12 protein-coding genes are annotated in these 12,898 nt (G+C 64.1%); 7 read left to right on the top strand and 5 right to left on the bottom strand.

Annotated elements, in window-relative coordinates; genetic code table 11:
* Positions 1-82 precede the first annotated feature (82 nt).
* Positions 83-274, top strand: a complete 192-nt coding sequence (locus DFP89_RS06085) for a hypothetical protein (RefSeq protein ID WP_147273279.1) — start codon at positions 83-85, stop codon at positions 272-274.
* Between the two features lie 4 nt (positions 275-278).
* On the opposite strand, the gene DFP89_RS06080 is transcribed toward DFP89_RS06085, so the two are convergent.
* The 5 genes from DFP89_RS06080 to DFP89_RS06060 all read right to left on the bottom strand — a co-directional run bounded on the left by DFP89_RS06080 (position 279) and on the right by DFP89_RS06060 (position 6,346).
* The gene (locus tag DFP89_RS06080; protein ID WP_147273278.1) at positions 279-2,606 is read right to left on the bottom strand and encodes a S8/S53 family peptidase; all 2,328 of its coding nucleotides are present in this window, start codon (positions 2,604-2,606) and stop codon (positions 279-281) included.
* A gap of 726 nt (positions 2,607-3,332) precedes the next feature.
* Complete coding sequence (locus DFP89_RS06075) at positions 3,333-3,731, bottom strand: hypothetical protein (RefSeq protein ID WP_114348523.1); 399 nt, start codon at positions 3,729-3,731, stop codon at positions 3,333-3,335.
* Complete coding sequence (locus tag DFP89_RS06070; RefSeq protein WP_114348522.1) at positions 3,721-4,986, bottom strand: glycoside hydrolase family 108 protein; 1,266 nt, start codon at positions 4,984-4,986, stop codon at positions 3,721-3,723. Before DFP89_RS06070 ends, DFP89_RS06075 begins: the two co-directional genes overlap by 11 nt.
* On the bottom strand, positions 4,971-5,696 hold the full coding sequence (locus DFP89_RS06065) for a hypothetical protein (protein WP_147273277.1): 726 nt from the start codon (positions 5,694-5,696) through the stop codon (positions 4,971-4,973). The genes DFP89_RS06070 and DFP89_RS06065 overlap by 16 nt, the downstream gene beginning before the upstream one ends.
* A 32-nt stretch (positions 5,697-5,728) precedes the next feature.
* On the bottom strand, positions 5,729-6,346 hold the full coding sequence (locus DFP89_RS06060) for a DUF4123 domain-containing protein (protein ID WP_181870268.1): 618 nt from the start codon (positions 6,344-6,346) through the stop codon (positions 5,729-5,731).
* Positions 6,347-6,693: 347 nt separating this feature from the next.
* Between DFP89_RS06060 and DFP89_RS20090 the strand changes: the two genes are divergently transcribed.
* From DFP89_RS20090 to DFP89_RS06035, 6 genes are read left to right on the top strand one after another with little or no spacing between them, the layout of a single operon-like run.
* Entirely contained in the window at positions 6,694-7,098 is a 405-nt protein-coding gene (locus DFP89_RS20090; RefSeq protein WP_147273276.1) for a hypothetical protein, read from the top strand.
* Positions 7,095-8,108, top strand: coding sequence for a BMP family protein (locus tag DFP89_RS06055; RefSeq protein WP_114348519.1), 1,014 nt, complete (start codon positions 7,095-7,097; stop codon positions 8,106-8,108). The genes DFP89_RS20090 and DFP89_RS06055 overlap by 4 nt, the downstream gene beginning before the upstream one ends.
* On the top strand, positions 8,105-9,634 hold the full coding sequence (locus DFP89_RS06050) for an ABC transporter ATP-binding protein (RefSeq protein ID WP_114348518.1): 1,530 nt from the start codon (positions 8,105-8,107) through the stop codon (positions 9,632-9,634). The genes DFP89_RS06055 and DFP89_RS06050 overlap by 4 nt, the downstream gene beginning before the upstream one ends.
* Complete coding sequence (locus tag DFP89_RS06045; RefSeq protein ID WP_114348517.1) at positions 9,624-10,670, top strand: ABC transporter permease; 1,047 nt, start codon at positions 9,624-9,626, stop codon at positions 10,668-10,670. The genes DFP89_RS06050 and DFP89_RS06045 overlap by 11 nt, the downstream gene beginning before the upstream one ends.
* Positions 10,667-11,614, top strand: coding sequence for an ABC transporter permease (locus DFP89_RS06040; RefSeq protein WP_425452638.1), 948 nt, complete (start codon positions 10,667-10,669; stop codon positions 11,612-11,614). Before DFP89_RS06045 ends, DFP89_RS06040 begins: the two co-directional genes overlap by 4 nt.
* A complete protein-coding gene (locus DFP89_RS06035; RefSeq protein WP_114348516.1) occupies positions 11,614-12,882 on the top strand; it encodes an amidohydrolase family protein in 1,269 nt (422 codons plus the stop codon). Before DFP89_RS06040 ends, DFP89_RS06035 begins: the two co-directional genes overlap by 1 nt.
* The last annotated feature ends 16 nt before the right edge of the window (positions 12,883-12,898 follow it).

The following is a 12,898-nucleotide window of genomic DNA, read 5'->3' as shown; positions in this document are numbered from 1 at the left end:
ACTAGCATTGACGCCATCATAACACGCAGAACATAACCACTGGGTGGGTCAGTTCTCGGTGACAATGCCGGGTCAAATCTCAGTGGCAATCAACACAGAGGGTTCACCGAAGATCTTTGGCCGCGACTTCACCCTGAGCGAACTCGATGCCGCCATCAAGGATTCACATCCCAAGGGCACTGCGGGAAACATCGAGACCCCCACTCTGAAGGTCACATCGTCGCAGGTGCTGAAGGGTTTTCGCCAGGACCTGCCGAAACCGCCGCCCAAATAGGCGCTCAGTGGCCCGGCCCGCCTCGGCGCCGGGGCACCCTCCCCGGCGCTGTCTCCGCCTTCAGGATGCCATGACCCAGCCGCTGATCCTGCCTCCTGTGCGGCAGTCTGGCGACATCCAGAACCGCCTTCAGCATGTCGTGATGGTCGAGTATGGCGCCGCCCTTGCTTATCAGCACATCGACCATGCGCCGCGTCACATGGGCGGTCGCGGTCGAGGTGCCATCGAACACCACGCTTGAGCCGCTGAAATAGCCAGCGGCCCGCTGCCCCGGGGTTGCCGGCGCATCCACCGCGATCCCGGCCAGATCGGGACCGTTTCGCGGTGCATTCCCGGATGTCGGCCCCGAGCCGGTATAGCGGGTCGCCGGCGCTTCGGGCGCATCCGTCGTATCATCGACCTTGCTGGCGACCGCGCCGCCGACGACGAAAAGCTGTGGCTGCGTCGAGGTCGAAAAAGCCGAGATCGTGTTCTCGCGCCCGACCGGGGACCGGCTTTCCGGCAGGTCGTGATCGCCGGTCACCGGATCCCGTTCCTTTACCGTCGGATGGTCCAGATAGGATTGCTTGCCATAAAGCGGATAGCCCGACAATGTCTCGTCCCGCTGGATGCCAAGCCCGATGTTCAGCGTATCGTCGCCAGTATTGTGAAAGGTCAGGCGATAGGTGCCCGCCGGGGCCTGCGCGAAAGGCGCATCCAGTGCCAGGGTTGGTGCCAGCGCAAGGGTCAGCACGGCATCGCCAGCCTCCTCGTGTTGGAAAAGCCGACCGACCACGCGCTCGCCGGATTTCAGAACCACGCCCTTGCCGGCCGGCAGCTTCCGTACGCCGCCGCCCGGTTCCTCGAATGTGATTTCCATGCGCGCCGGATTATTGGCGCGGATCTCGAGATAGCTGGCGCTCTTGTCGCCCGGCGGGACGCACCAGTCCACCGTCTCGGTTTGGAGAGCGCTCAGCTGAATCTTGCCCGCCAGCCGGCTGCGATAGCTGTTTCCGGCCGCAATGACGATCTTCGTGGCAACCCGATCCGAGTCGTCCGCCGATGCCTCGCGCGCCGCGGCCAGCCGGGTCAGTTCCTGTTCCAGAAAGCCGGTGCCATCGCGTGGTCCGGCGGCATTGCCAAGGCTGATATTCACCACGACCGGCACGCGACTTCCCTCGCCGGGGGTTGTTGTCCCCCAGTCATCGACCCAGCGCAGGATCTGCCGCATCGCCATCAGACAGAAGGCCTCCAGCCGCGCGCCGGTGGTGTCCTCGATGACATAGTCGGGCAGTTCGACGGCGACGATGGGCCGATCCGTCGGCGCGTTCTCTGCGGGGAAGCCGGCGGCAATATCCATGATATGTGTGCCATGCCCGGCCCTGAACCCCACCGGCCGCGACCGGCTGCGCGAGGCATAGTTCACGTCGCGCCGGAGCCGCTGCCATGGCGCCAAAGGGATGCCCTCGCGCAGATCGGCGTAATCGATCAGTCGAAGACGATCGGCTATTTTATCCGGCGCGGATTCGCGAACGAAGGCGACGATGAGTCTCCGTTTTTCCAAATCGAACAGGGTCTGGCTGTCCATATCATCGGGGGCGACCAGAAAGCGGGCAAGCGGCCTCTCGACAAGAACCTGCCTCCCTGTTTCGAGGTTTTCAGACGCGCTGCCATCCGTGTCATTCCCATGACTTTCATCGTTGCGGCCGTTCCTGTCGTCCTCGTCCCTCTTGTTGATTTTCGCAGCCCCGGCCGCCTCGCCATTTTCCTTTCCATATTGCGCCTCGAGCTCGATCATATGCTTCAGGCGCGTCGCCACCTCGAGCCTCCAGGGATCTATCGCCTCGCCCGCCCCGGGCTTAACCATAGCAGTATAGCCATGACTCCCATATTTTCCGCTGCGCAGAAGGTGATAGAACAGCCTCTCGTTGCCGGCGGCCTCGCGCAGGAGCTGATTTATCTCGTCCTCGTCGAACATCTCGCCCGTGGCAAGGCCGGTTGCGGGCAGGATCGATTCCTGCTGTTGCCGCCAGAAATGGGCGATCCGGGTCGTCATCGCGCCCGACCGGAAACGCTCATGCGCGATCGCGATCTCGGTGTCGATGATGGCGGTGACGACGGGGGATGGCTGGATCTTGCGTTTCTGTATTTCCGTGCCAGTCGCCTTAGGCTTCACGGCTGGACTGCCCCTTTGCCAGACATTCAGCAGGGACAGATCCGGCACCGGCGGACCAACATATTTCGGCTCGCAGGCGAATTTGAAGGGGAACTTCATCCGCTCAAGCGTATAGATGAAGAGGTAGCGGGCCTCATCGGGAATGGATGAGCCGCTAAAATTGATCAGCCGGTCCAACGTCTCCTCTGCATCCCTGTTCAGCAGAATGATCGGCCATGTATTCGGCGGAGAAAATGTTCCGGCATCACGAATTTCACGTGCGGCATCTTTCACGGCGCGGTCGGTAGCGCCATTGACCCGGATATAGGTTGGCCGCCAGTGCGGCATGTCGAGGACGCCGGTAAATATCGGCGCTCCGGGTGTTGTGGGCAGGAATATCGCGAGCGGAAAACTGTGCCGCAAATAGAAGGGCCTGATCTCTTCCAGCCAATCGGCATTTGCGGTAGCTTTCCCAAGTTTGGTTGCGGTAGGCAGTTCATCCCATTCGCAGCCCATTGAATCACCCTCCAAAAGAATATCCTGCCATCGAATCGCGTTTCAAACAATTGTGGGTATGGCCGATCATGTCTGAGCTTCGGCGCACCATCCCTTGCGCCGGGATTGGGCCATGCGTGCACCGGCAGGCCGTTCGCCGGTTTCGAACGCCTCATCCCTCTGAACCGCATTGGGGTCTTCACCATCGCATCCGCAGATCGCGGGCAAGCATGATCTGGCCGGACAGAACGACCGGGCCAGACCCTCGCCAACCATGGCGGAAGCAAGCGCGTTCAGGTTTACTCATGCCCAGCGTCTTGACCTACCGGATTTGCAACATGAATCCTGACAGCTAAGAGCTATGCGATAACGCCTCGCAATTCGAAAAACCCATCGGAAAAGCTTCAAGCAGCGCTTTCCCGTCGCGTCCTACGACCTTGTAAAGGATACCCATGCCGGCAGCCGCACCGCGCCGCCGCGTGTGTCGAGCAGCGACCAGTAAGCCTGATCGCCGCGCTGGCAGAACACCACCTCCATCGTCTCGGCGATATCCTGCATGAATTCGCCCTTCACATCGGCGCGCCAGCAATCATTTCCCAGCGGCTTCATCGCCGCGGCCGGCTCATTCGCGCTGATGATCTGGGTGTCATAGACGAAGGAATAGCCCAGCGTCATGTCTTCACCCGTCCCGGTGATCGTCACCGTGCCGGCAAAGCGTTCGGGGTCGGTGGTGTCAGCCTCCCATCGGGCGAACTCGGTGCCATCAGCGCCTGCGGCCAGAGTGCAAAGCGCGATCAGGCAGCAGGCGGCAACAACTTTAAAATTCATTGAATTCATTCGCACGGTTCAGCCATCCTCTCAGAAAGCGGTTCTGACTTGGGTTATTCGCGACGATCGTGCGATAGCGCGCGATCCTGCGTTCGCGATAGGCGATGTAAAGCGCCGCGCCATGGCCGCATTCGATGATCCTGTTGGCCGCGAGCAGCGTTCCCTCGCCGATATCGCCATCTTCACCGGTGCGCCAATGCGGCTTGCCTTGCGCATCCGCGACGACATTGATGGCCCGCTGCAGAACGATCACGCCGCCGCCATTGAAACATGTATCCAGATATTGAATCGCCAGAGGGCAGTGATTGATCCGGTCGCACCAGAAGCGCCGCCAATAGCCCGCCAGCGTGATCTCATAGACCTGTTCCTCGGTGATGTTGCGCAATGTGTCCACCGTGCCCGGTATTCCGAACAGCTCCTGCGAATATTGCCGCCATGTCGCGATGGTGATGCCCATATTGGTTGCGCCGCCGCGGTCGACAGGATCGTTGACGAAACCGCCCTCCAGATTGAGCAGATGGCCATAGATGAAGTCGCGCGGGTCGCAGTAATGGATCCAGCGCATTTCGACCTTATGGGGCTGGGTCGCATCGGCGCAGGGCATGGGAAAGGCCCGGCTTGCCCATTGCGCCGCACCGGTCGTGCGATCCTCGTGGACGCGCATGTACTGGTCGACCGTATCCGTCAGGGGCAGGGGCGATGTCGTCGGCCGTTGTCCCGTGTTCGGGTCCGGGATGATGCGCCGCCCCACCTGCGTGCCGGTCAGCGCCGAGTCGTTGCCCGCATCCTCCGCCGTTATCGCAACCGGCAGGATGACGTATTTTTTTGCGTTGTCGGGATTGTCGCGTGGGGTCAGTTTCAGCCGGTAGGAATGGCCTGACAGATAACCTTCCTCGCCGCCCAGAAGGATACGGCAGTTTCCATCGGTCAGTGCGGCAGCCGGTGCCGAAGGCGGATCGATGCGAAAGCCGGCCTCCTGCGCATAGTGCAGCACCTGCGTGTCCACCAGTTCGGTCTGCTCGTCCGGCAGTCCGGCTGTGCCGGCGGTGATGCGATGAACCTCGATCGTCGCACTGACGCCCAGATCGTTGACATGCCAGTATCGGCTGTCCAGTTCGATCCAGCCGCGGCAGCCCTGCTCGGTCGCCTCGACCGGACTGGCGGAACCCTGTGCATCCGCCGCCTGTTCGGCCGCGCGGGTCACACCTTGCGGCGGCGTCTCGTCGTCCTCAAGGTCGTTCAGGTCCTGTGGCATGTCATGTCCTGCAACAAGGGGGGCATTGCCAGCGCCGCCTGCAAAAGCGCATCGAATCTTTGCGCCTTTGAGTCATCGGTCTGCCAAGCCGCCGCGAAATCGGAAAGCGTCGGTTCAAACAGGTATCGGTATCCCAGTCGCAGCCCCAGCAGCGCATGCAGGACGAGCGCCCCGCCATCCAGCGCCCATCGCTGCCGATCCGCATCCAGCGCGGCGCCATATGGCCCCCATGCCCGTGCCGGCATCTGCCGGACGCCCACGGGCCAGATCTCGTCAGCCATGTACAGCGCGTCGGACCCGCTCAGGCCGGAGGCGTTGATCGGGGCGGTTTGCGCGGCCGCGTCGGCCCAGGCGCGACCCTCGGGGCGAACCTGGGCATGCCAGTCATCCACCGCGCGCAGAAGTTGCGAGGGTTTGACATGATGGCGGGCCGACAGGTCGGGTTCGAGCCAGCCCGCCCGGACCATACGCAGGGCAAGGCGCGGATCCGAGGCAAGGCCCAACCCCCAGTGGACGGTCGCGATCAGCAGTTTCAGATGATCGCGCTCGCTGCGCAGCCCGAAGGATTTCCCGATTCCATAGGCCGTCTTGACATGCGCCAGACCTTCAGCGTCACTTGCCGCCCCGAACCGGCCGGGAAACTGTCCGCGGCAGAACGCCCTTGCCTTGTCGAAATAGCGCTGCCGTCTTTCCTGCAGGAAGGCGGGCATGCCGCTGCTGTTCAGAACGTCGTCATATGAAATCATTGACCCGCGCTACCGTTAAAACTGATGTCAAAGACGTGCAGAATATCGGATCGATCCGGCACGATCATCCGCTGGAAAGGCGCCAGAAAGCTGCGCCGCGCATCGTCGGGCAGCCCCATGACGATCGTGCGCATGACCAGCGGTTCCTGAAAGCGAAAAAAATGCCATTGCCCCTTGCTGTCGCGCAGCTTGGTAAAATGGCGCAGGTGCTCGACAAGCGTGGCCAGCTCGTCATGCGAGCGCATCAGGATATAGGCTTCCCGGCCCCACAGCTCCCAAGGCGCGGTCCCGGCGGTGAAAAGATCACGGCACAACCGGCTGTCCGCCCGCAGTTGAACCAGCCAGGGCGACACCGCGCCCAGCCCCTCGCGCGAGCGGCCGCGCACCAGACAGTCATGGGGGGTCGCGGCTGCGACCAGCCGCTCGGACAGGCCGTCGACCCGCGCCGCGTCAAACAGCGCGTAGGTGAAAGGCGTGGCGCCGGTGCCGTTCACCTGTCCAAAAACGATTTCGGAAACACCTGCCGGGACCGAAAGGGCCGGATGCACGCCGAACTGGCGATCAAGAGGCCGGACCTCTATCCGATCGTATCGAACGTCGTCAGTTGGGTCCATGACGGCTGCCTGTGCGTCCATCCAAGGTATTGTTCCGACATTCCCCAGGTGGCTTGCCGCTTACGGCAAAGTCGACGGAATCCGCGCGCCGAGCAAGCTTTTTCCGCGCCGAGTTGCCTTTGCGGTCGCGAAGACGTCCGGCGCTGAGCGGGTCTCCGAGTGCAGCAGGCAGCAGAAGCCCCGACAGCCCCAAGCAGTCGCTGTTCACGGACACCACCGGGCGTGTTTCGTCCTTTGTCTTTCCCGATGGCCCCATAAGGCTGGCGGATCCTTTGCCGGTAAAGGTCGCCAGAGGTCTCTTTTTCGCTGGCCACCAGTATTACGCTTACTGGATGAGACGCCGCCTCTTGCGCCGGGAGGTCTCCGGGCAGTGGACGATTCTGTCCGAAACGAAAGACAACCATGAAATCCGACGAAAGGCTGGAAGGTTTACCACCGGCAATGGTCTCGCCGGCAATGATGTCTGCCTTTGGGGTAGAGGCCCGCTGGCTGACGACCCCGCTGATCAGATCGGCCGATTGCTGCACAGGAACGGCGACAGCTTCTCTGCAATCCCGCTCCCGCGCGAGTTTTCACATGATGTCCTCCGGGCGCAATTTGTGGCCCATGACATTTGCTGCGCGCCGGATGGGCCAATGTGCGAAAGCGCTTTGTGCGCGGCGATGGTCGTGAGAAAACGATTGTTATATGGGCCGGGCTTTTTTACTACTTGGAAAAAAATCACCCCCCAACAGTTAGGAAGCAAGCAATGACTCAGGCGTATCGTCCTTCCCGTCGCAGTGTTCTTCTGTCTGGGGCTGCGCTGTCCCTTTCGGGGCTGGTGCCCCTGCGGGCGCTGGCGGCGGATCCGATCAAGACCGCCGGCATCTATACCGTGCCCGTCGAGCAGCAATGGGTCAGCCGGATCCATCAGGCCGCCGAGGCCGCAAAGGCCGCGGGCCGCATCGACTATACCTACACCGAGAACGTCGCCAACACGGACTATCCCCGCGTCATGCGCGAATATTGCGAAAGCGGCGTCAAGCTGATCGTCGGCGAGATCTTCGGCGCCGAGGCCGAGGCGCGCGAGGTCGCGGCCGAATATCCCGATGTGGCCTTCCTGCTGGGCTCGTCCTTCATGCCCGACGCGGCGGCCAATCCCAATCTGGCGGTCTTTGACAATTACATCCAGGATGCCAGCTATCTGTCGGGGATCATTGCCGGCGCCATGACCAAGTCGGGCAATATCGGCATGGTCGGCGGCTTCCCGATCCCCGAGGTGAACCGGCTGATGCATGCCTTCATGGCCGGCGTGCGCGAGACCCGCGCCGATGCGAAGTTCCAGGTCAGCTTCATCGGCTCATGGTTCGATCCGCCCAAGGCCAATGAAACCGCCATCGCCATGATCGATGCGGGCGCGGATGTGCTTTACGCCGAACGCTTCGGCGTCTCGGATGCGGCCAAGGAGCGTGGCGTTCTGGCCATCGGCAATGTCATCGACACCCAGGCGGACTATCCCGAAACCGTCGTCGCCTCGGCGCTGTGGCATTTCGAGCCGACGCTGAACGCGGCGCTGGATGCGATCGAGGGCGGCGCGTTCAAGGCCGACAATTACGGGGTCTATTCCTTCATGAAGGCGGGCGGCTGCTCGCTGGCGCCCTTGGGCAGCTTCGAAGGCAAGGTTCCGGCCGAGGTCATGGCCACGGTCGCCGCCAAGGAAGCCGCGATCAAGGATGGCAGCTTCACCGTCGAGATCAACGACGAAGAGCCGAAATCATCGTGACCGACCCGGCCGAGGTTCTGCGCCTCGACCGCATCACCAAGCGGTTCGGGGCGCTGGTCGCCAATGACGCCATCTCGCTGCGCCTGCGTGCCGGCGAGGTGGTGGCCCTTCTGGGCGAAAACGGCGCGGGCAAGACCACGCTGATGAATATCCTTTTCGGTCAATATGTGGCCGATGAAGGCCAGATCACCGCCTTTGGCCGGGCCCTGCCGCCCGGCAATCCCCGCGCCGCGCTGAACGCGGGGATCGGTATGGTGCATCAGCATTTCACGCTGGCCGATCAGCTGACGGTGCTGGAAAATATCTTGCTGGGCACGCGCGGGCTGTGGTCATGGTCGATGGACATCGCCGCCGCCCGGGCCAAGGTCATGGCACTTGCGGGCCGCTTTGGGCTGAGCGTCGATCCCGATGCGCGGGTGGGGCGCCTGTCGGTGGGCGAACGCCAGCGGGTCGAGATCCTGAAGGCGCTCTATCGCGATGCGCGCGTGCTGATCCTGGACGAGCCCACCGCCGTTCTGACCCCGCAAGAGGCCGAAGCCCTGTTCGACACGCTGCGCAAGATGGTGGCCGAGGGGCTGGCCGTCATCTTCATCTCGCACAAGCTCAATGAGGTCATGGCGATTGCCGACCGCTGTCTTGTGCTGCGTCATGGCAGGATGGCGGGCGAGGTCGAAACCCGCGACACATCGCCCGCGCAGCTGGCCGCGATGATGGTCGGCGCCGAGGTCACCCGCCCGCAGATCGCAGCCGGGCAGGCGGGCAGGGCGCTGCTGCAACTCGACCGCGTCACCACGCCCGACCGTGAGGGCGCGCCGGGGCTGAAGGCGGCGTCGCTGGCGCTGCATGCGGGCCAGATCACCGGCATCGCCGGGGTCTCGGGCAATGGCCAGGCGGCGCTGTCCGACATCCTGTCGGGGCTTTTGTCGCCAGCCTCGGGCCGGCTGCTGATCGAAGGCCAGCCCGCGCCGGATCGCTGGACCCCGGCGGCGGCGCTGGCATCCGGCCTTGGCCGCATCCCCGAGGATCGCCACAAGACCGGCACCATCGCCGATTTCACCCTGACCGAGAATGCGGTCCTGGAAACCCACGTCCGCCCGCCCTTCAGCCGCGGGGGCTGGATGGATTGGGCCGCCGCAGCTGCCCATACCCGCGACATCATCGAAAAATACGATGTCCGCTGCCCGGGGCCCGATGCCCGCATCCGGCTGTTGTCGGGCGGCAATATGCAGAAGCTGATCCTTGGCCGGGTGCTGGAGGCTGGGCCTTCGGTCATCCTGGCCAATCAGCCGGTCCGGGGGCTGGATATCGGCGCCATCGCCTATGTCCACGGCCAGTTGCTGGCCGCGCGCGACCGGGGCGCGGCGGTGATCCTGATCTCTGAGGATCTGGACGAGGTGATGCAGCTTTCCGACGTGATCCATGTCATCAGCGAGGGGCGGCTGTCGCCCCCGATCCCGCGCGGCACCGCATCCGTCGCCGATCTGGGCCTGTGGATGGCGGGCGAGGGCTTTCCCCATGCGGCTTGAACCGATCGCCAATCCCGGGCCGGCCCGGATCTACGGTCTGCCCGCGCTGGCGCTGGGCGCGACGGTGCTGGTTGCGTCCGTGCTGGCGCTGATCGCCGGGGCCAACCCTTTCGCGACGCTGGGGCTGATCGTGAAAGGGGCGTTCGGATCGAAGTTCGCGACGCTCGAGACGCTGAACCGCGCCACGCCGCTGATCTTCACCGGGCTTGCCGTCGCCGTCGCCTTTCGCGCGAAACTGTGGAACATCGGGGCCGAGGCGCAGCTTTATGCCGGCGCGGTCATGACCGTGCTGATCGGCATGCACAGCTGGGGCGCGCCCTGGCTGCAGCTGCCCGTCATGGCGGCGCTGTCCATCGCGGCCGGTGCGCTGGTGCTGCTGGGGCCGGTCCTGTTGAAAACCCGCTTCGGCGTCGACGAGGTGGTGACGACGCTTCTGTTCAACTTCATCATGCTGCTGTTTGTCAGCTATCTGGTCGAAGGCCCATTGAAAGACCCCGCCGGGATGGGCTGGCCCAAATCCGTGCCGGTCGCGGCCGATCTGCGCCTGCCGCGCATCGCCCAAGGCTTGCGGCTGCATTGGGGCTTTGCGCTGGCGCTGATTTCGGCACTGCTGATCTGGGTGATCCAGACGCGCACCGTCCTTGGCTATCAGATCCGCGCCGTGGGGCAGAACCCGCAAGCGGCGCGCTTTGCCGGGATTCCGGTCAATGCGGTGCTGGTCAAGACGGCGCTGATCTCGGGCGGGCTGGCGGCGCTGGCCGGGTTTTCCGAGGTCGCCGGGCTGAAGGGCCACCTGTCGCGCGATCTCTCGCCCGGCTTTGGCTATACGGGGATCATCGTCGCCATGGTGGCGCTGCTGCATCCCTTGGGCGTGGTGCTGACGGCGCTGTTCGTCGCCGGTATCTTTGTCGGCGCAGACAGCATGAGCCGCGCGGCCGGCGTGCCCACCTATATCGCCGATATCCTGATGGCGGTGGCGCTGCTGTTCATGGTGCTGGCGATCCTTCTGACGCGCTACCGAGTGGTCTGGCGATGATGGCGTTCTGGGACATCCTGATTTCGGCCAGCTTCTGGGCCGCCGCGATCCGCATCGCCTCGCCGCTGATCTTCGCCACCATGGGCGAGCTAATCTGCGAGCGCGCCGGTGTGCTGAACCTCGGGATCGAGGGCATCATGGTCATGGGTGCCTTTGCCGGCTGGTTCGCCGTCTATCTGGGCCTGCCTTTGTGGCTGGGGGTGGCGGTGGCCTTTGCCTCGGGCATGGTGTTCGGGGCGCTGCATTCGGCTCTGACCGTGCCCTTTGGCCTGTCCCAGCATGTGGTCGGGCTGGGGATCACGCTTCTGGCCACGGCGGTTGCGGCCTTCACCTATCGGCTGGCCCTGCCGCAAGTGACCAGCCCGCCGCGGATCGAGCCCTTCCAGCCCTGGGAGCTGCCGGTCCTTTCGGACATTCCCTTTCTGGGCGAGGCGGTGTTTTCCCAGACCGCGCTGACCTATGCGGCCTTCCTGACCGCGTTCCTGGTGGCGCTGGTGCTGTACCGCACGCCCCTGGGTCTGGCGCTGCGCGCGGCGGGAGAAAACCCCTCGGCAGTGGCGGCGCAGGGCCTGTCGGTGACGGGGCTGCGCATGGGTGCGGTGATCGTGGGGTCGGGGCTGATGGCGGTTGGCGGGGCGTTCCTGACGCTGTCGGCCTTTTCCTCGTTCTTCTTTGACATGGTCAACGGGCGCGGCTGGATCTGCATCGCGCTGGTGGTGTTCGGCGCCTGGCGGCCGGGCAAGGCGGTGATGGGCGCGATCCTGTTCGCGGCCTTCGACGCGCTTCAGGTGCGCCTGCAACAGACGCCCATCGGCGCGGTCCTGCCCTATCAGCTGTTCCTGGCCATGCCCTATATCCTGTCGATCGTCGCGCTGGTCTTGATGTCGCGCCGGGCCGAGGTGCCGCAGGCCCTGATGGTGCCCTATAACAAGGGGGAACGCTGATGTTCGACATTCTGGTCAGGGGCGGCACGCTGCCCGATGGCACGACCGCCGATATCGGCATCACCGGCGACCGGATCGCGGCCATGGGCCGGCTTCAGGGTGCCGAGGCCGGGCTGGTCGTCGATGCCACCGGCGATCTGGTCTCGCCACACTTTTGCGATCCGCATTTTCACATGGACGCGACGCTCTCCTATGGTTTGCCACGGGTCAATGCCTCGGGGACGCTTCTGGAAGGGATCAGCCTCTGGGGCGAATTGCGCGACACGGCGACGGTTGACGAGATGGTCGACCGCGCCGTCCGCTATTGTGACTGGGCCGTCTCGATGGGCCTTCTGGCGATCCGCAGCCATGTCGACACCACGCCTGACCATCTGCGCGGGGTCGAGGCCATGCTCGAGGTCAAGTCCCGCGTCGCCCCTTACCTTGACCTGCAACTGGTGGCCTTTCCGCAGGACGGGCTTTATCGCGCGGCGACCGGGCGTCAGAATGTCATCCGCGCGCTGGACATGGGTGTCGATGTGGTCGGCGGCATCCCGCATTTCGAACGCACGATGGAGGAGGGCGCCGACAGCCTGCGCGACCTTGCCCGCATCGCGGCCGAGCGCGGCTTGATGTGGGACGTCCATTGCGACGAGACCGACGACCCCATGTCGCGCCATGTCGAGACCATGGCGCGCGAGGTGACCCGGCACGGCCTCGGCGGCCGGGCGGCCGGAAGTCACCTGACGTCGATGCATTCGATGGACAATTACTATGTCTCGAAACTTCTGCCCTTGATCGCGGAATCGGGCATGACCGCGATCCCGAACCCCTTGATCAACATCACCCTGCAAGGCCGCCATGATACCTATCCCAAGCGTCGGGGCCTGACCCGGGTCAAGGAGATGCAAGCCCATGGCATCACCGTCGGCTGGGGGCAGGATTGCGTGTTGGATCCGTGGTATTCGCTGGGAACGGCGGACATGCTGGACGTGGCCTTCATGGGGCTGCATGTCGCGCAGATGACCCATCCGGCGGAAATGGCGCGCTGCTTTGACATGGTGACGACCCAGAACGCCCGGATCATGGGACTGGCCGATTACGGGCTGCATGTGGGCGCGCGGGCCAGTCTTGTGGTGCTGGACGCCGGCAACCCGACCGAGGCGCTGCGCCTGCGCCCCGACCGTCTGGCGGTGATCTCCAAGGGCAGATTGGTGGCCCGGCGGCAGCGCAACGATGCGCAACTGACATTGCCCGGGCGCGCGGAAACCGTGCGGCGCAGGCTCTGACGCCGCGCGGCGGCTC

Source organism: Paracoccus lutimaris (assembly GCF_003337565.1).
Taxonomy (GTDB): domain Bacteria; phylum Pseudomonadota; class Alphaproteobacteria; order Rhodobacterales; family Rhodobacteraceae; genus Paracoccus; species Paracoccus lutimaris.
This window is presented reverse-complemented; position numbering and strand designations above follow the sequence as displayed.

Bases quoted from the DNA above. Each gene is read 5' to 3' on its own strand.
- DFP89_RS06075 (WP_114348523.1), bottom strand. From the start codon at position 3,731: ATGAATTTTAAAGTTGTTGCCGCCTGCTGCCTGATCGCGCTTTGCACT.
- DFP89_RS06070 (WP_114348522.1), bottom strand. From the start codon at position 4,986: ATGCCACAGGACCTGAACGACCTTGAGGACGACGAGACGCCGCCGCAA.
- DFP89_RS06060 (WP_181870268.1), bottom strand. From the start codon at position 6,346: ATGGACCCAACTGACGACGTTCGATACGATCGGATAGAGGTCCGGCCT.
- DFP89_RS06055 (WP_114348519.1), top strand. From the start codon at position 7,095: ATGACTCAGGCGTATCGTCCTTCCCGTCGCAGTGTTCTTCTGTCTGGG.
- DFP89_RS06035 (WP_114348516.1), top strand. From the start codon at position 11,614: ATGTTCGACATTCTGGTCAGGGGCGGCACGCTGCCCGATGGCACGACC.
- DFP89_RS06040 (WP_425452638.1), top strand. From the start codon at position 10,667: ATGATGGCGTTCTGGGACATCCTGATTTCGGCCAGCTTCTGGGCCGCC.
- DFP89_RS06045 (WP_114348517.1), top strand. From the start codon at position 9,624: ATGCGGCTTGAACCGATCGCCAATCCCGGGCCGGCCCGGATCTACGGT.
- DFP89_RS06065 (WP_147273277.1), bottom strand. From the start codon at position 5,696: ATGCCCGCCTTCCTGCAGGAAAGACGGCAGCGCTATTTCGACAAGGCA.